The following is a 21,691-nucleotide window of genomic DNA, read 5'->3' as shown; positions in this document are numbered from 1 at the left end:
AGATATGGCGGCTTTTCAGGGCAAAGATGCATTTATAAGATATTTGCGCTTAAATTCAGCTTTCCCAAAAGGCTGCCATGCTCTACGAAACAGAAAATATTGCACCATCTGATGGTATAGTATTTTGAGTTTAACAGTTTCGGAGCAAACAGGGTGAAACCGCCAAAAGGAAAAGCCGCCAAATCTCATAATGGTTCATCAGCGCGATCTGCGGGCAAACCGGCCGCACAGTCACGCGATAACCGTAAAGCGGTGTCGGCTGCACCTTCGCAGGGTTTTAAAAAACCGCGCCCAAAATTTGCTAAAACCGAACAGAATGCTGCGGCTTTTGAAAATGCCGCACCGGTTGCACCGAAAAAAGTAACGGCTGAACCGGCTGTCGCCCAGCGCTCATTGCTGAAACTGACAGGCGACCGACCTCAGCAAAATCTGCCGGTTATTCTCGAGACCAGCCCGAGCGAAGATTATGCGCTGCTTGACAGCGGCAACAGTCTCAAGCTTGAACAATATGGCCCTTACCGCATCATCCGCCCTGAGGCGCAGGCAATCTGGCAGCCTGCATGGCCGCAGAGCGAATGGGATAAGGCAGACGCGATCTTCACCGGCAATACCGATGAAGAAGGCATGGGACGCTGGCATTTTCCGAAACAGCAATTGGGTGAAACCTGGCCGATGGCGCTGCAGGATGTGCGCTTTTTCGGCCGCTTCACCTCGTTCCGCCATGTCGGCGTTTTTCCGGAGCAGGCCGCGCACTGGGCTTTCATGGCGCAGCAGGTGCGCGATGCCCGTAAAAAACAGATCAACCGCTCCGTGCGTGTCCTCAACCTGTTCGGCTATACCGGCGTTGCCTCGCTGATTGCCGCCTATGCCGGTGCTGAAGTGACCCATGTGGACGCTTCCAAAAAAGCTATCAACTGGGCGCGTGAAAATCAGGCGCTGGCTGGTCTGGAAGACAAGCCGATCCGCTGGATCTGCGAAGACGCAACCAAATTTGTGGCGCGCGAAGAGCGCCGTGGCAACACTTACGACATTATCCTGCTTGACCCGCCCGCTTATGGCCGCGGTCCGAATGGCGAAGTCTGGCAGCTTTTTGATAATCTGCCGCAGATGGTCGATATGTGCCGCGCTATTCTCTCGCCGGATGCCCTCAGCGTTGTGCTGACTGCCTATTCGATCCGTGCCTCGTTCTTTGCCATTCACGAGCTGATGCGCGACCGCTTTACCGGTCGCGGCGGCGTGATTGAATCAGGCGAGCTGATCCTGCGTGAACGCTCTGCCGAACGCGCACTTTCCACTTCCATGTTCTCCCGCTGGATTGCCAATTCATGACCCAGAATAATGATTTTTCCCGCAAAGATACTCCGCGCACCGGTAGCGTTAAAGAAGTTACCAGCCTGACCAATCCGATCGTCAAAGACCTGCGTGCTTTGTCGATGAAGAAGTTCCGCGACCAGCAGGGCGTGTTTCTGGCGGAAGGTCTGAAACTGGTGATCGATGCCATTGATCAGGGCTGGCGCATCCGTACGCTGGTGTTTTCCAAAGCCGGTAAAGGTAATCCGCTGGTAGAAAAAGTGGCAGCCCGCACCAAAGCCGGTGGCGGTCTGGTTCTTGAAGCTTCAGAAAAAGTCATTGCGGCGATTACGCGTAAAGACAATCCGCAAATGGTTGCCGGTGTTTTTGACCAGCGTTTTGAAACACTGGATCATCTGCGCCCGCAGGGTAACGACACCTATATTGCTCTCGACCGTGTGCGTGATCCCGGCAATCTCGGCACCATCATCCGTACCGCTGATGCGGTGGGTGCCAAAGGTATTATTCTGATCGGTGACTGCACCGACCCTTATTCGATGGAAACCGTACGTGCGACCATGGGGTCGGTTTTTGCCGTGCCGCTCTACCGTGCAAAGCATGACGAATTCGTCAACTGGCGTAAATCCTATAAAGGTGTGCTGGTCGGTACACATCTCAAAGGCGCGGTTGATTACCGGACCATTCCTTACACCAAACAGCCGGTCGTGCTGATGATGGGCAATGAGCAGCAGGGTTTGCCTGATGATCTTGCTCAAATTTGCACACATTTGGCACGTATTCCTCAGGCTGGCCGTGCGGATTCGCTTAATCTTGCCATTGCCACAGGCGTCATGCTCTATGAAATCCGCCGTGATGCTCTGGTTCTGGATGATCGCTAAACTAAGACACGCAGGAGTTTAAGCCCCTATGTCCCAACGTGCCACTCTCTGGTCTGTTCTGATTATCGTTTTCGCTGTCACCTCAGACCAGTATATCAAATTTCTGGTTGAGAGCGGCATGGACTATAATCAGCAGATTGATCTGCTGCCGTTTCTGGCGCTTTACCGCACCCATAATGAGGGCATTGCCTTCTCCATGCTGTCGTGGTTGCATGACGGCGGCCTGATAGCCATGACTGTTGCTGTCATCGGTTTCGTCTCCTATCTGTGGTGGACAACTGCACCGGAACGGGTGATCAGCCGTATCGGCTTTGCACTGATTATTGGTGGTGCGCTCGGCAATCTCATCGACCGCAGCTTGCTCGGTTATGTGGTTGATTACATCCTGTTCCATCTGCCAAGCTGGTCTTTTGCTGTCTTCAATATGGCTGACGTTTATATCTCTACCGGTGCCGGACTGATTATCCTCGACGAATTGGTGCAATGGAGAAAGTCCCGCTCTGCGGGCTGAGGGGAGAAAGTCCCGCACTGCAGGTTGAGGGGAAGCACTTCCGCTCTGCGGGCTGAAACACCTCAAAATCTTCACCAAATCCGGTCATTTCCCTGACAAAATCTCCGGCAAATCAATTTAAACGGATTTGCCGGCGGCTTTTTCACACGCTGCCGTTCTCCATACCTGTCAGTTTCACCGGCCTGACAAGACAATCTAAAAGGCATATGTCACATGCCTGACGCAGACATCCTCTATAAATACCGCAACTCAGAAACGTGGCTAAGCAGACAAAATACTTGCGGACAGCACTGAGACAGTTGAATCCGGCGGAGGATATATCTTGCCACAGGCTCTTGGAATTTTTTCACAAACCGCGCATGATGCACGCATGAAGCAAACACCACCAGATACGCTTGAAATAGGCGCCATTTTAGCTGATGCCGGTTTTTCTTCACTGGCCGGCGAGATACTGGGGCGTATGGGCAGTCTTATTGTGCGGATTGCGGATAATCCGGACACGATCCGTATTGCGCAAAAACTGCGCTACGATGTTTTTTATACCGAACTCGGTGCGCAAAAATCTCAGAATACCATTCTTGAAGAACGCGACAGCGACCATTATGATGCGATCTGTGATCATCTGGTGGTTTATGACACATCAATCTCCGGCGGTGAGGCAGAGCAGCTTGTCGGTACATACCGCCTGATGCGCAGCGACATGCTTGCTGCAGGGCATACATTCTATTCTGCCGGAGAATATGAAATCACCAAACTGCTTGAACGCAAGCCCGGCCTGCAATTTCTTGAGCTCGGCCGCTCCTGCGTCAAGCCGGAATACCGCTCCAAGCGTACGGTTGAATTGCTGTGGCAGGGCATCTGGTCCTATTGCCGCCAGCACAGGATTGAAGTGATGTTCGGCTGCGCCTCTTTCCACGGTACGGTGCCGGAAGCCCATGCGCTACCGCTGTCTTTCCTGCATCATAATTGCCGCGCTGATGCGGAATGGGATGTCCGTGCGCTTGAGCAACATTACCGCTCGATGGATATTGTTCCGCAGGAAGCCATCAACCCGAAAGTGGCGCTGTTTTCCATGCCGCCACTGATCAAAGGCTATTTGCGCCTTGGCGCAATGATCGGTGACGGTGCCGTGGTTGACCATCAGTTCGGCACTACGGATGTGCTGATTGTTCTGCCGGTCGAGCGTATTTCCAGTCGCTACATCAATTATTACGGCGCTGAAGCTGACCGTTTTGTATGATGTGATGAAAACAAAAAGACCGGTAATACACCGGTCTTTTTTATATCTGATGCGATAAGATATTTATGACATATCCGAGCGGATCACGGACATAAAAACGCTGCACGCCCCACGGTTCTTCCGTGAGCGGATAGATAATCTCAAATCCTGCAGCCTGTGCGCGATGATAGACTTCATCCAGATTATCGACCTCAATGGAAAGACGGGGCACATCCGTTCCGCCGCCGCCCTCTGTCGCTAAACTGAGCTGCTGAACAGGCCTGTTTTCTGCGGTCGCTGCGGCAGCCAGCGTTACGATCCAACCGTGATCCATCACCACATCCAACCCCAGCAGTTCCTCATAAAAGACCCGCGCAGCCTGAAGATCAGAGCCTGCCAGATTAGCTACGATCCTCAGAACTGCCATGTCGTCTCTCCTGCCGGGTTTTAGTTTTTAACCGATAGTTGTTTCAGGCGGTATAAGGCTTCCAGCGCCTCGCGCGGTGTCAGATCATCCGGATTAATCTCATTCACGGCATTCAGCAAAGCGCTATCCTGCGCAGGTTTTGCCACTTCACGCGGCTTGGCAATGACAGCAAAAAGCGGCAGATCATCAATGATCTTTTCAGCCTTGCCGGAGGTTTCGCCCTCTTCTAAGCGATGCAGCACATCGCGCGCCCGTTCAACCACCGCATCAGGCAGACCGGCAAGGCGTGCAACCTGCACACCATAGGAGCGATCAGCGGCACCTTTGGCCACTTCATGCAGGAACACAACATCGCCTTCCCATTCCTTCACCCGCATAGTGACATTGGCAAGCCGTGCCAGCTTCTCTGAAAGCGCCGTCATTTCATGAAAATGCGTGGCGAACAAAGCGCGACAGCGGTTTTTCTCGTGCAGATATTCCACACTCGCCCATGCAATCGACAACCCGTCAAAAGTCGCGGTACCACGACCGATCTCATCGAGAATAACCAATGAGCGTTCACCGGCAAGATTGAGAATGGCGGCGGTTTCAACCATTTCCACCATAAAAGTGGAACGGCCACGCGCCAGATCATCCGATGCACCGACACGGCTGAACAGACGATCAACAATACCGATATGCGCCGATGTGGCCGGAACATAGGAGCCCATCTGAGCGAGAATTGCGATGAGCGCATTCTGGCGCAGGAAGGTCGATTTACCACCCATATTCGGACCGGTCAAAAGCCAGATCGCACCGAATTTCTGATCACCCAGCGGGGATAGATCACAATCATTGGCCACAAAAGGATTAGCGGCCTGTTTTTTCAGCGCCTGCTCGACAACCGGATGGCGGCCGCCATCAATGGCAAAGTTCAAGCTATCATCGACTTTCGGGCGGCAATAGCCCTGCTCATCGGCCAGAACACCCAGCGCTGCCGACACATCCATCACACCAAGCGCTGCAGCACCGGCGCGGATAGCATCAGCATTTTCCACTGTGTGACGGATTAATTCTTCGAAAATTGCCAGTTCAATCGACAGTGCACGATCAGCGGCATTGGCAATTTTGGTTTCAAGTTCCGCCAGTTCCGTGGTGGTGAAACGCATGGCGCTGGCCATAGTCTGGCGATGGATAAAGCGTGCTTTGGCCTCATCCGTATCCGTCAGTGCACCGGCATTATTGGCAGTCACCTCAATGAAATAACCAAGCACATTATTATGCTTGATCTTGAGCGATTTAACGCCCGTCTCTTCCATGTAATCAGCCTGAAGTCCGGCAATCACACGACGCGACTGATCGCGAAGGCTACGCATCTCATCCAGTTCTGCGTGATAGCCCGTGCGGATAAAACCGCCGTCACGCTTCAGCAATGGTAGTTCTTCCGCCAAAGTCTGATCGAGCAATTGCGCATAATCTTCCGGCAGTGCGAGAATAGCGCGGCAGGCCTGCGCCAGCTCTTCCGGCAATTGCTTATCCTGAAACAGTTGGCGCACCAGATGTGCGGCCTGAAAACCGGCATGCAAAGCGCCAAGATCACGCGGACCACCGCGCCCGACGGCCAGACGTGACAAGGCACGCGGCATATCCGGCACACCGCGCAAAGCAGCACGCAGCCCTTGTGCCAATGATGTTTCACTTAGAAAAAACGCAACGGAATCCTGTCTTGCAGCAATCTGTTCGGGCTCAGTCAGCGGCGCAGTCAAACGCTCGGCCAGCAAGCGTGCACCGGCACCGGTGACTGTGCGGTCAACGGCTTTCAGAAGCGAGCCTTCACGATTGCCGGAGAGCGTGCGCATCAGTTCCAGATTGGCGCGGGTTGCCGGATCAATAAACAGCGATGAACCATCCGTCTCACGCTCTGGGCGCATCAACGGCGGACGCTCGGCAATCTGGGTTTTCTCTAAGTATGCAATAGCACCGGAAATGGCGGAAAGTTCGGTGCGGTTGAACTCGCCGAAGCCATCCAAAGTTGCCACGCCGTAATAGCGCCTGATGCGTTCTTCTGCCGTTGAACTTTCAAACAGGCTCGGATGCTGCGGCATGACAATCCGCCCGAGCAGATCCAGTACCGGACGGATCTGCGGATCCTGAAAAGCAGTTTCAGGCACGATCAGCTCGCTCGGATCAACGCGCATAATATCGGCATAGAGTTTTTCAGGCGTGGTTTCCGTCATACGGAACTGGCCGGTGGAAATATCAATCCATGCCAGCGACAGCCTGCCCTCTTCCGCACCTCTTACGCCACTTCCCATTTGTGCGCTACGCACACGGCCGAGGATCATCAGAAAATTAGCGCGTGCCGGATCAAGCAGTTTTTCTTCCGTGATCGTGCCCGGTGTGACAAGACGGATCACATCGCGTTTGACCACCGATTTCGAGCCGCGCTTCTTCGCCTCTGCCGGATCTTCCACTTGCTCACAGACGGCCACGCGGAAGCCTTTGCCGATCAGACGCTGCAAATAATCATCTGCCGTATGCACCGGCACACCGCACATCGGAATATCTTCGCCCAGATGTTTGCCGCGCTTGGTGAGTGTAATCCCGAGAGCCTCTGATGCCTCAATCGCATCATTGAAAAACAGCTCATAAAAATCGCCCATACGATAGAACAGCAAGCTGTCGGGATAGGCAGCCTTGATCTCAATATATTGTTCCATCATCGGCGTCGGGCGCGCGGTGAGACCTGCATCATAAGTGCTCTGCGGCTCATCTGCGAGTTCAGGCGTCCGGTCAGGTTTTACTGAGGCTGTATCATGCTGCGTCATAGGGAATACACATGTTCCTGAAATAATTTTTCAAAATCCTGCACGAGCATTTCCGGTTTTGATTAAACCAATAGGAAATGCTCTGCCATTTTGTTTTCCGCGTATCTTGTTCCGAAAACCGCTTCACACTTTTCGGGATACGCTTCAGTTTAAAACTTCGAACAAAGCCCTGTGAAGCAGCCAGTTGCTTATATCCCCGTGATTTTCGCCGGAATGCGCCGATTATACGAATATTGTCTTTAAACATCGGAATCTTTTCAAATATTGCGCTACACAAACAGGCCGACTTGATATAAACACACTGCCCAGCCATCCGAAGGATGTTTCAATATATTATAATACTATGGCCGTTCACGCTGCATAAGCTGACAACCGCCCTCGCAGAGAAAATCGGAGGGGTCAATGACCAACGATAAGACCACCCAGAAGCCGCAATCTGGCCAGAAACCACAAGCCGGAAAAGGCACATCCCTGACGGAGCAAGAGGCGCTGGATTTCCACTCCCGCGGACGTCCGGGCAAGCTGGAAATTACTCCGACCAAGCCAATGGCTACGCAGCGCGATCTGTCGCTGGCCTATTCTCCGGGTGTTGCTGTACCGGTCAAAGCGATCGCGGAAGATCCCGCCAAAGCCTATGACTATACATCCAAAGGCAATATGGTTGCCGTGATCTCCAACGGCACTGCCATTCTGGGTCTTGGCAATCTCGGCGCGCTGGCTTCCAAACCAGTGATGGAAGGCAAGTCCGTGCTGTTCAAGCGCTTTGCCGATGTGGATTCCATCGATCTCGAAGTCGATACCACCGATGTGGAAGAATTCATCAATTCCGTACGCTATCTCGGCCCGAGCTTCGGCGGTATCAATCTGGAAGACATCAAAGCGCCTGAGTGCTTTGTCATCGAAAGCCGCCTGCGCGAGCTGATGAATATTCCGGTTTTCCACGATGACCAGCATGGTACTGCAATCATCGCCGCTGCCGGTATGCTCAATGCGCTGCACCTCACCGGCCGCGACCTGAAGACCACGAAAATGGTTTGTAACGGTGCCGGTGCTGCCGGTATTGCCTGTATCGAACTGGTCAAAGCCATGGGCTTTACGTCTGAGAATGTAACGCTGTGTGACACCAAAGGCGTAGTCTGGCAGGGTCGTACCGAAGGTATGAACCAGTGGAAATCTGCCCATGCGGTCAAGACTGACAAGCGCACACTGGCGGAAGCCATGGAAGGCGCGGATATTTTCTTCGGTGTTTCCGCTAAAGGCGCGCTGACCGAAGATATGGTTCGCTCCATGGCCGATAATCCGATTATTTTCGCCATGGCCAATCCTGATCCGGAAATCACACCGGAAGAAGTGGCAGCCATCCGCTCCGACGCAATTGTTGCAACCGGTCGCTCCGACTATCCGAACCAGGTCAACAACGTCCTCGGCTTCCCGTATATTTTCCGCGGTGCGCTCGATGTTCGCGCCACCACTATCAATGATGCGATGAAAGTCGCCGCCGCCAATGCGCTGGCAGAACTGGCACGCACGGATGTGCCGGATGATGTGGCTGCCGCCTATCAGGGCAACCGTCCGCGTTTTGGTCCGAATTACATCATTCCTGTGCCGTTTGATCCGCGCCTGCTCTCCACAATTCCGGTTGCTGTTGCCAAAGCCGCGATGGACAGCGGTGTTGCCGGTAAGCCGATTGAAGATCTGGATGCCTATGCACGGTCTCTGGCTGCACGCCGCGATCCGATCGCCTCGACCATGACCGGCATTTATGACCGTATTCGCCGTCATACCAAGCGCGTGATTTTTGCCGAAGGTGAAGAGCCGCAAATCATCCGCGCTGCCGTTTCCTTCACATCGCAGGGTCTGGGTAAAGCCATTCTGCTCGGCCGTGAAGACCGCATTCGTGAAACAGCCGAACAGGCCGGTATCGACCTTGGCAAAATCGGCATCGAAATCACCAATGCCCGTCTGTCCAAGCGCACCTCGGAATATGCTGATTATCTCTATGAGAAATTGCAGCGCAAAGGCTACCTGTTCCGCGACTGTCAGCGCATGATCAACAATGACCGCAACCATTTTGCGGCCTGCATGGTCGCCATGGGCGATGCGGACGGCATGGTTACCGGCGTAACCCGCAATTATGCCACCAGCATTGAAGATGTGCGTCGCGTGATTGATGTGAAGCCGGGGCACCGGATGATCGGTGTATCGCTGGCTTTGTGCCGTGGCCGTACCGTTTTCATCGCCGATACTGCGGTGCATGAACAGCCGACAGCGGAAGAACTTGCCGATATTGCCGCGGAAGCCGCCAATGTAGCACGTCGCATGGGCTATGTGCCGCGCGTTGCCATGCTGGCTTATTCCACCTTCGGCCATATGTCCGGTGCGCGCTCGGAAAAAATTCAGGAAGCCGTGCGTATTCTCGAAAAACGCCATGTCGACTTTGAATTTGACGGCGAAATGAGTGCCGATGTAGCTCTCAACGGCAAGCTGATGGAATCCTATCCGTTCACCCGCCTGACAGGCCCAGCCAATGTGCTGGTGATGCCGGATTATCATGCGGCTTCCATTGCCGCGGATATGCTGCAGGAACTGGGCAGCGCAACACTGATCGGCCCGTTGCTGACCGGTCTCGACAAGGCTGTGCAGATCGTACCGCTGAGTGCCAAGGATTCCGACATTGCCAATATGGCGGCCTTTGCCGCCTATGCGGCAACCAACTGATTATTTCAGTACCCGAAATCAAAAGGCCGGAGCACTCTCCGGCCTTTCTTGTTTAAAGCATTTCACAGTCAAGTTGGAACAACTTGTACCTTCTAGATTAAGGCAAGCTGGAACAACTTGACGGCCGTGATAATGCGACCACTAAAGAACCTAGAACCAGCACCGCGATCCACAGCTGGACGTAAACTGTTCTAGGTACAATGCAGACTTACCGTTGCGTTCAGCTTTAATCCATGCTCAGTTTTCTGCATCGTAACTTTGCTACTACGGAACCATGATCCATGCGCTTGTCCGATCTTCATCTTGACCGCATCATTGACAGGCAGGCGCTTGCTGCCGCGCTCACAGAGATCGTCAACGCAGATGCAAGCAAAGACCAGATGCGCAATCAGGTTCTGAAAACACTTAAAACCACATGGAAAGACGGCAAAGCCCGTGCCGAGACCATGCTGCTGGAAGACGGCGGCGGTATTGCCTGTGCCAGACGCATCAGCGGATTGATGGACCAGATCATTGCCGCGCTTTATGATTTTACCGTTGAGCATATTTATCCGGCGGTGAACCCGTCCAAAGCGGAAAGCCTCGCCATTATCGCTGTCGGCGGTTACGGACGCGGCGGTCTGGCACCGGGTTCTGATATCGATCTGCTGTTTCTGCTGCCCTATAAGCAAACGCCATGGGGCGAACAGGTTGTGGAATATATGCTCTATATGCTTTGGGATATGGGGCTGAAAGTCGGGCATTCCACGCGCAATATTGATGATGCTATCCGCCTGTCCCGCGAAGATATGACCATCCGCACTTCACTGCTGGAAGCGCGTTTTCTCACCGGCAGCCAAGAGCTTTTTGACGAACTCACCACCCGTTTCGATCAGGAGATCGTTGCCGACAGCGGTGCAGAATTTGTACAAGCCAAGCTGATTGAGCGCGATATCCGCCACAAGAAAGCGGGTTCAACGCGCTATCTGGTGGAGCCGAATGTTAAGGAGAGCAAAGGCGGGCAGCGCGACCTGCAAACCCTGTTCTGGATTGCCAAATATATTTACCGCGTTCATTCCACGGAAGAGCTGATTAAACGCGGGGTTTTCTCCCGCAGCGAAGCAAAATTGTTCAGCAAAGCCGATGATTTTCTCTGGGCAGTACGCTGCCATATGCATTTTCTCTATGGCAAGGCGGAAGAGCGCTTGTCCTTCGACATTCAGCGCGAGATTGCCACCCGCCTCGGCTATACCGATCATCCGGGGCAGACCGGTGTTGAACGCTTTATGAAACATTATTTTCTGGTTACCAAAGATGTCGGCGATCTGACCCGCATCATCAGTGCCGCGCTGGAAGAAGAACAGTTCAAAGAAACACCGGGCACCGGCCAGATCTATTCCACACTGACCCGCAAAAAGCGCAAAATTGCCGGCAGCACGGACTTCATTCTCGACCATAACCGCATCAATATTGCTGATGATGAGGTGTTTCAGCGTGATCCGGTTAATCTGATCCGGCTGTTTTATCTCGCTGATAAACACGGGCTGCAATATCACCCGCATGTCATTCAGCGCGTCAGCCGCTCGCTGAAACTGATCAAAAGCGATGTGCGCAATGACAAGAAAGCCAACCGGCTGTTTCTGGAAATTGTTGCCTCGCCGCGCACGCCGGAACGTACCTTGCGCCGCATGAATGAATCCGGCGTGCTGGGGCAATTCATTCCTGATTTTGGCAAGATCGTCGCGATGATGCAGTTCAATATGTATCATCATTATACGGTTGATGAGCATCTGCTGCGTTGCATCGCCATCATGTCCGAGATTGAACATGAGACGCTGAAAAACGAGCATCCGCTCGCCCACAGCCTGTTGCCGACACTCAAAAATGACAGGCATCTGCTCTATGTGACCTTGCTGCTGCACGATATTGCCAAAGGCAGGCCCGAGGATCACTCCACGGCCGGAGCCAAAATCGCCCGCAAACTATGCCCGCGTTTCGGGCTTAATCCGTCAGAAACAGAATTGGTGGCATGGCTGGTGCAGGAACATCTGACCATGAGCAAGGTTGCGCAATCGCGTGACCTCAACGACCGCAAAACCATTGCCGATTTTGCCGCCATTGTGCAAACCACCGAGCGGCTGAAACTGCTATTGCTGATCACCATCTGCGATATTAAAGCTGTCGGCCCCGGCGTCTGGAACGGTTGGAAAGGCCAGTTACTGCGCACACTTTATCATGAAACAGAATTACTGCTGACCGGCGGTTTCTCGGAAGTGAGCCAGACTGAACGCAGCAATCAGGCACGTTGCCAACTGGCCGAACAACTCGGCGACTGGCCGGAGGAAAAGCGGAAAGCTGTTCTGGCGCTGCATTATGATAATTACATGCTGACCGTGCCGCAGGAAGACCAGAAGCGCCATGCGGATTTCATCCGCGCCAGCGATGAAGCAGGCAAAATCCTCAATATTCTGGCACGTCCGCATGAGTTTGAAGCGGTGACCGAACTGACAATTCTGTCGCCCGATCATCCGCGTTTATTGTCGATCATTGCCGGTGCTTGTGCGGCCGCCGGTGCCAATATTGTTGATGCGCAGATTTTCACCACCACGGACGGACGCGCGCTTGATACCATCCTCATCAGCCGTGAATTCGATACCAATGATGATGAGATGCGCCGTGCGGCGCGGGTTGGTCAACTGATTGAAGATGTGCTGACCGGCACCACCTATCTGCCGGAGGTTCTGGCACGCAAGACCAAAGCACGGCGCTCTGCCCGTGCCTTCCATGTTACCCCGCGTGTGCATATCAATAATACGCTCTCGGAGAAATTCACAGTGATTGAGGTCAAAGGGCTGGATCGTACCGGTCTGTTGTCGGAAATTACCAATGCGATTTCCGATCTTTCGCTCAATATTGCCTCGGCTCATATCACGACATTCGGTGAGAAAGTGATTGATACTTTCTATGTTACCGGTCTAGACGGGCAAAAAATCACAGGTACGACCAAGCAGGCTAATATCCAGAAACGCCTCCTCAGCTTGTTTGACAAGAGCGGGAGTGATAGCAGAGCACGAGATAACAAAAACGGCGATCCGAAAAAATTGCGCGAAACGGCAGGTTAATCCGGCTTGCGTCTTTTTAAAGTTTGCCGCACTGCCTGCCTGTCCTTCCCTATTCACGAGATGAATTCATGAGCCTGCTGAAAAAATTCGCAACTGTTGCTTCCGGCACGCTGATGAGCAGAATCTTCGGCTTTACCCGTGAAATGCTGATGGCAGCGTTTCTCGGAACCGGCCCTGTTGCGGATGCTTTCAACACCGCTTTCCGCTTCCCGAATACTTTCCGACGCTTATTTGCTGAGGGTGCATTCAACGCCGCTTTCGTGCCGCTCTTTGCCAAAGAGATCGAGCAAAATGGTATGGATGGTGCCAAGCGCTTTTCTGAAGAAGTCTTCGGTGTGCTGTTCACCATTCTTCTCGGACTGACCATTGCCATGGAGCTTTCCATGCCGTTTCTGGTCAGTACAGTTATTGCACCGGGCTTCACCAGTGATCCGGTGAAGTTTGAGAATACGGTCAATCTGGCGATGATCATGTTCCCCTATCTCGCCTGTATGTCGCTGGCAGCGATGATGGGCGGTATGCTCAACAGCCTGCATAAATATTTCGCGGCAGCCATTGCGCCGGTTTTCCTGAATTTCATTCTGATCGGCGCGCTGCTGCTGGCATGGGCGCAGAATTACGACCCGCTGCAAATCGGTTATGCCCTGTCCTGGGGTGTGATGGCGGCAGGTGTTGTACAGCTCGCCATTGTCTGGTTTGCAGTACGCCGCGCCGGCATTAAAATCGGCTTTCGCCGCCCGAAACTGACCCCCAATGTACGCCGCCTGCTGGTACTGGCACTGCCTGCCGCGATTACCGGCGGCATCACGCAAATCAATCTGCTGATTAATACCAATATTGCATCCGGCTCAGCCGGTGCCGTATCCTCTCTCGTTTATGCTGACAGGTTTTATCAGTTGCCGCTCGGCGTGGTCGGCATTGCTGTTGCCACCGTTCTGCTGCCGGAATTGTCGCGTGCCTTGCGCGGCGGCCATATGCAGGAAGCCGGAAATCTGCAGAACCGTTCTGTCGAATTCACTCTGTTCCTGACATTGCCTGCGGCGGCAGCCCTGCTGGTTTTCTCCGAACCGCTTGTGCGCCTGTTGTTTGAACGCGGGCAGTTCGGCCCGGAATCCACGCTGATTGTTTCACAAATTCTCGCAGTGTACGGTCTCGGCCTGCCAGCCTTTGTGCTGATTAAAGCCTTTATTCCGGGGTTCTTTGCCCGTGAAGATACCCGCACACCGATGATCTTTGCCGGTATTTCGGTGGTGGTGAATGTGACACTGGCGCTGATCCTGTTCCCGCGTCTCGGCCCTACCGGCATTGCCACGGCGGAAATCACTGCCGGTTGGGTCAATGCCATTCTGCTGCTGTCCGTTCTGATCTGGCGTAAACATTGGGATTATGATGCCGGTCTCATCCGCCGTATTCCGCGCCTGATTATCGCAGCAGCGATCATGGCCGCAGCTCTGTATTTTGCCGCTCAATATTTTGAGACCTATTTGAGCAGGCAGGCAGGACTACTGGTGCAGGCAACAACGCTCGGCCTGCTCGTGATCGGCAGCATGATTGTTTATTTTGCGACGGTTTTTGCCATTGGCGGTGCCAGCCTCTCCGCCCTGAAAGGCAATATGCGCCGCCGTAAAAAAGCAGCAACAACGCTGGAGAATACAGATATTTCCGCTTGATTGCTTTTCAGCACTCTGGCAGTAATAACGCATCCGGAAGACAGGATTACACGCCTGCCTTCCGGATATTTTTTATAATCCAAACTTTTTAGCCAAGACTGGCAGCATGCGTCCAAACCACATATGCCAGCCTTAAAAGCAACCCCAGAGCATCCCTGATTATCAAACCTTACGTTTCGACGATAATCACGCTCGACCGGCTCTCCACCAGCTTCAGGATTTATCAAGAATGAACACCTTCAAAGAACGCATTTTCTCCGGCGCACAACCAACCGGCAATCTTCACCTCGGCAATTATCTTGGCGCATTGAAGCGCTGGGTTGCCTTGCAGGACGATAAGGATTGCATTTATTGCGTCGTTGATATGCATGCGCTGACAATTCTGCCGGATCCTGTGGAACTTTTAAATTCCACACGCGAAATCACCGCCGCCTATCTGGCTGCAGGTCTTGATCCGAAGAAGAGCATTGTCTTCAATCAGAGCCGCGTGCGCCAGCATGCGGAACTTGCATGGGTGTTCAACTGTATTGCTCGTATCGGCTGGATGAACCGCATGACGCAGTTCAAGGACAAAGCCGGTAAAGACCGCGAAAATGCCTCGCTGGGTCTGCTGGCCTATCCGAGCCTGATGGCTGCTGACATTCTGCTCTATCGTGCTACCGCCGTGCCGGTTGGCGACGACCAGAAACAGCATCTTGAACTGACACGTGACATTGCGCAGAAATTCAACAATGACTATTCCGACCGCATTGCCTCGCTCGGCATCGGCGTGGAAATGGCTGTTGGTGATGAAACTGTATCTGGCTTTTTCCCGATCACAGAGCCGCTGATTTCCGGCCCTGCGATGCGCATCATGTCGCTGCGTGACGGCACCAAGAAAATGTCGAAATCCGATCCGTCGGATCTGTCACGCATCAACCTGATTGATGATGAAGACACTATCACCAAAAAGATCCGTAAAGCCAAGACAGATGCCGATGCTATTCCTTCAGAAGTGGAAGGGCTGGAAGGCCGTCCGGAAGCGGATAATCTGATCGGTATCTTCGCAGCTTTGACCAACACGGACAAAGCAGCCGTGTTGCGTGATTTCGGCGGCAAGCAGTTCTCTGAGTTCAAAGCATCGCTTGCAGAACTCGCTGTTTCGCAGCTTTCTCCAATCACGCATGAAATGCGTCGACTGGTAGCCGATCCGGCCTATATTGATGCCGTTCTGCGTGACGGTGGTGAACGCGCAAGCGTGATTGCTGAAGAAACCATGCACAATGTCCGCGACATTGTCGGCTTTCTGCAGAAATAAAAATACAAAAAAGGCAGGGAATTCCCTGCCTTTTTTATTTCTATTGCGCCTCGAAGGTCAGAGTACCAACTGAGCCCGTATCAAAATCGCTTGATTGATAATCGCCGTAGATTTTGATTTGCGTAAAACCTGCCTCACGCAGTGCCAGTTCCAGCTCAAACACGCCCCACCAGCGTAAAGAAAATAGTTCCATCTCTGTTGTCACCAGTTGCGCATCTTGCCATAGCTCATAACGCAGCTGGGATGTCACCACCTGTTTGACATAGTCCGTTGCGGTGCGCATTTCCTGCAAGGTCAGCAAATCTTCGCCATCCTGCCAGTGCCGTGCACGTGGTGCGTGATCCATGAAATCACCGACCACAGAAATATCCAGCAGTAATTTGCCGTTTGGAGCCAGTGCCTCTTTACTGCGTCGCAGGAAACTCATCGCATCAACAACATCGGTCATAAGCTGGAAAGAACCGGCTGGCAGCACAATCGCCGCAAATTTTTGCGCATAATGAAATGTCGTGAAACCCTGCAGGCTCAGCTCTGCATTTACACCATATTGCGCACAATTTGCTTTGCACAGATCAAGCATATCAGGAGACAAATCAAACCCGCTGACGCTATGCCCCGCCTGTGCCAGCGGCACCAGCATACGGCCATTGCCTGTGGCCGGTTCCAGAACCGGCCCTGTGATGGTTTTCAGGCGTTCGAGATAGAATTCCACATCACCGAAAGAGCGCCCGACCGGTTTATCCAACTCGTAAACACGCGAGGCCAGCTTGCCATAAGTCTTCGTCATTTTTTGAATTTTTCCTTGTCCGCAGCAAGCAGAGACAGGCTTAGAAGCCGCAAAACTCTGCCGCACATAAAAAATCATCCCGTTACACAGCAATGTGAAACAGCAAGAAATGCAGGACGATAGCTTTTCCTTTCAAACACAAAGTGCCTGAAAACACAATATAAACGACGGGCATAGATTTTACGGCACAGGTTCTGGGACAGAAAATTGCGTAATTTTCATAAGGCAAATATGTAAAATTTCGCCCCGCCACAAAATTGTCATCTTGCAGTCGGGCCTATTGAGTGGCAAATTCCCGCGCATGGTTTCAAAACGTCTTAGCCGGGAAGCCGGCCACCGCCGTAAATTTCTTGTCTCAATTGATGAAACGCCCGAATGCGGACGTGCGGTTGCCTATGCATCCCGCCGTGTGCGCAATACCGGCGGCGCATTGGTGTTGCTGTTCGTCATAGACCCGTCAGATTTCCAGCAATTCCTTGGTGTCGGCAATATTATGCGGGCAGAGGCACTGGAACGGGCGCAGACAGCACTGAATAAATATGCAACGCAATTACGTGAGCAATACGGCATTGAGCCTGAACTGATTGTGCGCGAGGGGCAGACTGCGGAAGAAATTCACAGCCTGATTGAAGAAGATCAGGATATTGCCATTCTGGTACTGGCTGCCGGTTCCGGCAAAGAAGGTCCGGGACCGCTGGTACAATCGATTGCAGGGCGCGGCGCATCCTTCCCTGTTCCGGTCACAGTCATTCCGTCAGATCTTTCTGACGATGACATTGATGCCGTCGCCTGAAACACCTATATTAAGAGCAATCACGCAACTCTGTGGTCATGGTTGCCGTATTTTCTTTACAGCCCCTCATTTAACACGGGAGAACTTCAATGTTCATCCAGACTGAAGCCACACCTAATCCGGCGACCCTGAAATTCCTGCCGGGTAAAGTGGTTATGCCGGAAGGCACTGCTGATTTCCGCGATGCGGACAGCGCCGCCAACACCTCGCCTCTCGCCGCTAAACTCTTCGCAGTACCAGGCGTGAATGGCGTATTTTTCGGCTATGATTTCATCACTGTCAGCAAAGACGGTGCGGAATGGCAGCATCTCAAACCGGCTATCCTCGGTACGATCATGGAACATATGATGTCCGGCGCACCGGTCATGGCGTCAGAACAGTCCAAAGGTCACGATCATACTGAAGGCGAGTTCTTCGCCGATGCGGATGCGGAAATCGTTGAAACCATCAAAGAACTGATCGAAACCCGCGTGCGCCCTGCTGTGGCGCAAGACGGCGGCGACATCACATTCCGTGGTTTTGAACATGGCGTTGTTTATCTGCATATGAAAGGCGCCTGCTCCGGCTGCCCGTCTTCAACAGCAACACTGAAACACGGCATTCAGAACCTGCTGAAACATTTCGTTCCGGAAGTTCTGCAGGTCGAAGCTATCTGAGATTTCAGAAATATCATCAATAAAAAACGCGGCTTAAAAGCCGCGTTTTTTATTGTCTCTGCCATACCAGATTACAACACAACAACCTTGGCACCGACACCGGCACGGTCATACAAATCCATAATATCCTGATTAATCAGACGGATGCAGCCGGAAGATACATTCTTGCCGATGGACCACCATTCCGGCGTCCCATGGAGACGATAGCCGCTGTCACGTCCGCCTTTATACAGATAGAGCGCACGGGCCCCCAGCGGATTGTTCAGACCGGGTTTCATGCCACCGGCATATTTTGCCAGTTCCGGCTGGCGCTTGATCATCGGTGCCGGTGGTGTCCATGTCGGCCATTCACGTTTCATGGCAACTTTGGCATTGCCTTTCCACTGAAAGCCCTCACGACCAACACCAATACCATAGCGCATCGCCTTACCATCCGGCTCGACATGATATAAAAACTTGTTTTGCGTATCGACGACAATTGTACCGGGCGCTTCTGTCGTTTCATATTTAACCTGCTGACGGCGATATTCCGGTGCGATTTTCTGAACAGGAACCGTCGGCAGCACATAGGTTGCATCTGTAACAGTGGAATAGGATGCCGTACTGGTCTGAAAAGATGAGGTTGTCGAACAACCGGCCAGCGCCATTGTCAAAAAAAGACCCGCGGCAGAGAGTGCATTTCTGTATACCATTTTTCCCCTCAGAAAACCGTAATGACAGTCAACATTTGTTGGGAACAAGTTAACCATTGATCCTTAATCAATCATTAACCATGATTATCTTTTATAAAATCCGTTATCCAAGATAAACGGACACCTATACTGACAGAGACACATGCCAATTATCTCGCCTTTTCAACAACATCCTCTCAGTGACGGCCGTCAGTCTGAACTGGCATTGCTGGTGCGGCGCGGCGTGCAGCGCCTGTGCCTTGATCTGAATATTCATGTTTTGCCTGAAATTTCTCTGCGTTCAGGCAGGCGCGCCGATCTGGTCGGGCTGACGCGCAAAGGTGAAATCTGGATTATTGAAATCAAATCATCTGTCGAGGACTGGAAAGCCGATCAGAAATGGCCGGATTACCGCAATTATTGCGACCGGCTGTTTTTTGCCACCCATGCACAGGTGCCGCGTGAAATCTTTCCGGAAGATTGCGGTTTTATACTCTCGGACGGTTATGGCGGGGAAATTCTGCGCGATGCACCGGAGCACAAACTGGCACCGGCCACACGAAAGGCGCTGACATTACAACTAGCGCGGATCGGCGCAAACCGGCTGACACTTGCAGAAATGGCAGGCGTGTCGATGCCGCTCAGTGATGCCGACTGAAAGACCAGCCGGCATGATTATAAAGATAAGGCTTAACGCGGAGCGCGTTTGGCCAGAATACGCTGCAAAGTACGGCGATGCATATTCAGACGACGTGCTGTTTCAGAAACATTGCGTTCGCACATTTCATAAACGCGCTGAATATGTTCCCAACGCACACGATCTGCGGACATCGGGTTTTCCGGCGGCGCAATCTTCTCACCGTCACGGCGGGTCAGCGCTGCAAAAACCTCATCCGCATCCGCAGGTTTGGAAAGATAATCAATCGCACCGATTTTGACGGCATTCACAGCGGTGGCAATATTGCCGTAACCGGTCAGCACAATGGCGCGGGTATCTTCACGCTTGGCACGGATAGCTTCAATAATGTCCAGACCATTACCGTCACCGAGGCGCATATCAACAACGGCATAGGCCGGAGCTGCCAGCTTCACAGCAGCAATGCCTTCCTCAACGGATTCAGCTGTTGTTACTGTAAAACCACGGCTTTCCATAGCACGCGCGAGCCGCTGCAGAAACGGTTTGTCGTCATCAACCAGAAGAAGCGAAGGATCACTGCCGATGGCAAGGTGATCATCCTGACTCATATCATCCATCAGGTATTCCTTACTCGTCTTTTGTCTTTTTACTTATTGCTGCGCCTGCGTCAAAAAGTCAAATATGCAATGTAACTATTCATGTAAAACGACAAAATTCATAGCATTTCACAGAGATTTTACTCAAAATATGCCTGTAAAGGCCACAGTTTCAAACACTGAAAAACGAATCTTTCAGTCTCAGACACCCTCCCTGCTTCTCCGGAGAATCGGATTTATGCTGTCAGCGCCTGCCGCGACCAGACAATCGTAATTTCCGCACCGCTTTGGCCTGGTTCAGGACGATTGGCAAAGGAGATATGCGCACCGGAACGCTCCAGCAGTGTTTTGGCAATGAACAGTCCCAGCCCCAATCCGCCACCATTGCGCTCATCGCTGCGGCGCGACATATAAGGCTCACCGATCCTGTCGAGCATATCCACCGAAAAGCCTTTGCCGTCATCACGGATCGTGATGCGCACTGAATTTTCATCCCAACCCCAGACGACTTGTGTCTCGGTCTTGGCAAAATCCACGGCATTCTCGATCAGATTACCCAGACCATAGATCACCCCCGGATTGCGTCGGACAACCGGCTCGACAATCATTGATTTCGGATCAGGTTTTTTCTCAACATCAATCTGAATGCCGAAATTGCGATGCGGCGCGATCACCTCTTCAATCAGCGAGGACAATGCCAGTTTTGACATATGCTCTTCGCCTTCCGAAGACAGGCTGGTGAGGCGCTGCAGAATTTCGCGGCAACGCTGCGCCTGAGAGGACAGTAACTGAATGTCCTCGGCATAACGGTCATCATTTTTCAGAGCGCGCTGCATCTCCTTGACCACCAGCGTGATGGTCGCCAGCGGCGTACCCAGCTCATGGGCGGCAGCGGCGGCAAGACCATCCAGCGCTGACAAATGCTGTTCGCGCTGCAACACCAGTTCGGTAGCGCTCAAAGCATCGCCCAACAGGCGCGCTTCTTCAGCAATACGATAGACATAGACACCGCTGAAAATCAGCGTCGAAACAATGGCACACCAAACGCCGATGACGAACATCAGCGGCAGTTCCAGCGTCATGCCGCTATACCAAGGCAAAGGCAGATGCCACACCACCAGCACGCTGGCACAGGCAATCGCCATCAGGCCGAGCAGCAAAATACTGCGCACAGACAGAGCGGTTGATGCAATAATCACCGGCACGACCAACAGCACGGCAAACGGATTTTGCAGACCGCCGGTCAGATAAAGCAGGCCGGTGAGCTGCAAAATATCAAAGGCCAGCACCAAAAGAACCGTGCGCAAATCCAGCCGGTGATTGAGTTGATAACGGAAGGATAAGAACAGGTTCAGCCATGCCGATACGGCAATCAGCGCAAAACTGATACCGAGCGGAAACACAAAATGCAGCGACAGAGAAACGAACAAAACGGCTGCGGTCTGGCCGGTAATGGCAAACCAGCGCACGCGCACTAATGTTGTCAGACGCAGACGGCGGGAAAGCGACGAGGCCCGGTTAATCAGATCACCATTTGCCATTCAGTCTTCCCCGTAAATTATCGCGCATAAAATGCCTTATGCGGCAAAATCGGCATGTACGCAAGCAAATC

General features: G+C 52.7%; 17 protein-coding genes. 11 read left to right on the top strand and 6 right to left on the bottom strand.

Annotation, left to right across the window (positions count from 1 at the left end; all coding sequences use genetic code 11):
* Positions 1–153: 153 nt before the first annotated feature.
* From LDL70_RS00670 to LDL70_RS00655, 4 genes are all read left to right on the top strand, one after another.
* Entirely contained in the window at positions 154–1,329 is a 1,176-nt protein-coding gene (locus LDL70_RS00670; protein WP_370637731.1) for a class I SAM-dependent methyltransferase, read from the top strand.
* Positions 1,326–2,189 (top strand): RNA methyltransferase, encoded by an 864-nt coding sequence (locus tag LDL70_RS00665; RefSeq protein WP_225685975.1) that lies wholly within the window; start codon positions 1,326–1,328, stop codon positions 2,187–2,189. Before LDL70_RS00670 ends, LDL70_RS00665 begins: the two co-directional genes overlap by 4 nt.
* 28 nt (positions 2,190–2,217) lie before the next feature.
* Positions 2,218–2,700, top strand: coding sequence for a signal peptidase II (lspA, locus tag LDL70_RS00660; RefSeq protein WP_022710695.1), 483 nt, complete (start codon positions 2,218–2,220; stop codon positions 2,698–2,700).
* Positions 2,701–3,070: 370 nt separating this feature from the next.
* A complete protein-coding gene (locus tag LDL70_RS00655; protein WP_370637730.1) occupies positions 3,071–3,940 on the top strand; it encodes a GNAT family N-acetyltransferase in 870 nt (289 codons plus the stop codon).
* A 40-nt stretch (positions 3,941–3,980) separates the two neighbouring features.
* On the opposite strand, the gene LDL70_RS00650 is transcribed toward LDL70_RS00655, so the two are convergent.
* Both LDL70_RS00650 and mutS read right to left on the bottom strand, forming a co-directional pair.
* A complete protein-coding gene (locus tag LDL70_RS00650) occupies positions 3,981–4,346 on the bottom strand; it encodes a VOC family protein (RefSeq protein ID WP_022710693.1) in 366 nt (121 codons plus the stop codon).
* Positions 4,347–4,366: 20 nt separating this feature from the next.
* Positions 4,367–7,153 (bottom strand): DNA mismatch repair protein MutS, encoded by a 2,787-nt coding sequence (mutS, locus tag LDL70_RS00645; protein WP_370637729.1) that lies wholly within the window; start codon positions 7,151–7,153, stop codon positions 4,367–4,369.
* A gap of 402 nt (positions 7,154–7,555) precedes the next feature.
* On the opposite strand from mutS, the gene LDL70_RS00640 reads away from it, so the two are divergent.
* The 4 genes from LDL70_RS00640 (at position 7,556) to trpS (ending at position 15,939) form a co-directional block, all read left to right on the top strand.
* Positions 7,556–9,871 carry an NADP-dependent malic enzyme gene (locus tag LDL70_RS00640; protein ID WP_225685973.1) on the top strand — a complete coding sequence of 772 codons (2,316 nt, stop codon included), beginning with the start codon at positions 7,556–7,558 and terminating at the stop codon, positions 9,869–9,871.
* Positions 9,872–10,152: 281 nt separating this feature from the next.
* Entirely contained in the window at positions 10,153–12,972 is a 2,820-nt protein-coding gene (locus LDL70_RS00635) for a [protein-PII] uridylyltransferase (protein ID WP_225685971.1), read from the top strand.
* 68 nt (positions 12,973–13,040) lie between these two features.
* The gene (murJ, locus tag LDL70_RS00630) at positions 13,041–14,642 is read left to right on the top strand and encodes a murein biosynthesis integral membrane protein MurJ (RefSeq protein ID WP_225685961.1); all 1,602 of its coding nucleotides are present in this window, start codon (positions 13,041–13,043) and stop codon (positions 14,640–14,642) included.
* A gap of 229 nt (positions 14,643–14,871) precedes the next feature.
* On the top strand, positions 14,872–15,939 hold the full coding sequence (gene trpS, locus LDL70_RS00625) for a tryptophan--tRNA ligase (RefSeq protein WP_022710686.1): 1,068 nt from the start codon (positions 14,872–14,874) through the stop codon (positions 15,937–15,939).
* 40 nt (positions 15,940–15,979) lie between these two features.
* Here the strand turns inward: trpS and LDL70_RS00620 are convergent, their stop codons facing one another.
* Positions 15,980–16,726 carry a class I SAM-dependent methyltransferase gene (locus LDL70_RS00620; RefSeq protein WP_225685952.1) on the bottom strand — a complete coding sequence of 249 codons (747 nt, stop codon included), beginning with the start codon at positions 16,724–16,726 and terminating at the stop codon, positions 15,980–15,982.
* A 301-nt stretch (positions 16,727–17,027) separates the two neighbouring features.
* Here LDL70_RS00620 and LDL70_RS00615 point away from each other — a divergent pair, with 301 nt between their 5' ends.
* Both LDL70_RS00615 and LDL70_RS00610 read left to right on the top strand, forming a co-directional pair.
* Positions 17,028–17,519: a universal stress protein gene (locus tag LDL70_RS00615; RefSeq protein WP_022710684.1), complete on the top strand. Its 492-nt coding sequence runs from the start codon at positions 17,028–17,030 to the stop codon at positions 17,517–17,519.
* An 89-nt stretch (positions 17,520–17,608) separates the two neighbouring features.
* Positions 17,609–18,175 (top strand): NifU family protein, encoded by a 567-nt coding sequence (locus LDL70_RS00610; RefSeq protein ID WP_075654080.1) that lies wholly within the window; start codon positions 17,609–17,611, stop codon positions 18,173–18,175.
* 71 nt (positions 18,176–18,246) lie between these two features.
* On the opposite strand, the gene LDL70_RS00605 is transcribed toward LDL70_RS00610, so the two are convergent.
* Positions 18,247–18,867: a L,D-transpeptidase gene (locus LDL70_RS00605; protein WP_225685950.1), complete on the bottom strand. Its 621-nt coding sequence runs from the start codon at positions 18,865–18,867 to the stop codon at positions 18,247–18,249.
* 142 nt (positions 18,868–19,009) lie between these two features.
* Here LDL70_RS00605 and LDL70_RS00600 point away from each other — a divergent pair, with 142 nt between their 5' ends.
* Positions 19,010–19,504 (top strand): MmcB family DNA repair protein, encoded by a 495-nt coding sequence (locus LDL70_RS00600; RefSeq protein WP_022710681.1) that lies wholly within the window; start codon positions 19,010–19,012, stop codon positions 19,502–19,504.
* A gap of 32 nt (positions 19,505–19,536) precedes the next feature.
* Here LDL70_RS00600 and LDL70_RS00595 read toward each other — a convergent pair whose 3' ends face one another.
* Positions 19,537–20,100, bottom strand: a complete 564-nt coding sequence (locus tag LDL70_RS00595; RefSeq protein ID WP_022710680.1) for an ActR/PrrA/RegA family redox response regulator transcription factor — start codon at positions 20,098–20,100, stop codon at positions 19,537–19,539.
* Positions 20,101–20,315: 215 nt separating this feature from the next.
* On the bottom strand, positions 20,316–21,620 hold the full coding sequence (locus LDL70_RS00590; protein ID WP_225685948.1) for an ActS/PrrB/RegB family redox-sensitive histidine kinase: 1,305 nt from the start codon (positions 21,618–21,620) through the stop codon (positions 20,316–20,318).
* Between the last annotated feature and the right edge of the window lie 71 nt (positions 21,621–21,691).

Origin of the sequence: Pseudochrobactrum sp. XF203, assembly GCF_020341615.1 — a bacterium.
GTDB classification, from domain to species: Bacteria; Pseudomonadota; Alphaproteobacteria; order Rhizobiales; family Rhizobiaceae; genus Pseudochrobactrum; species Pseudochrobactrum saccharolyticum.
This window is presented reverse-complemented; position numbering and strand designations above follow the sequence as displayed.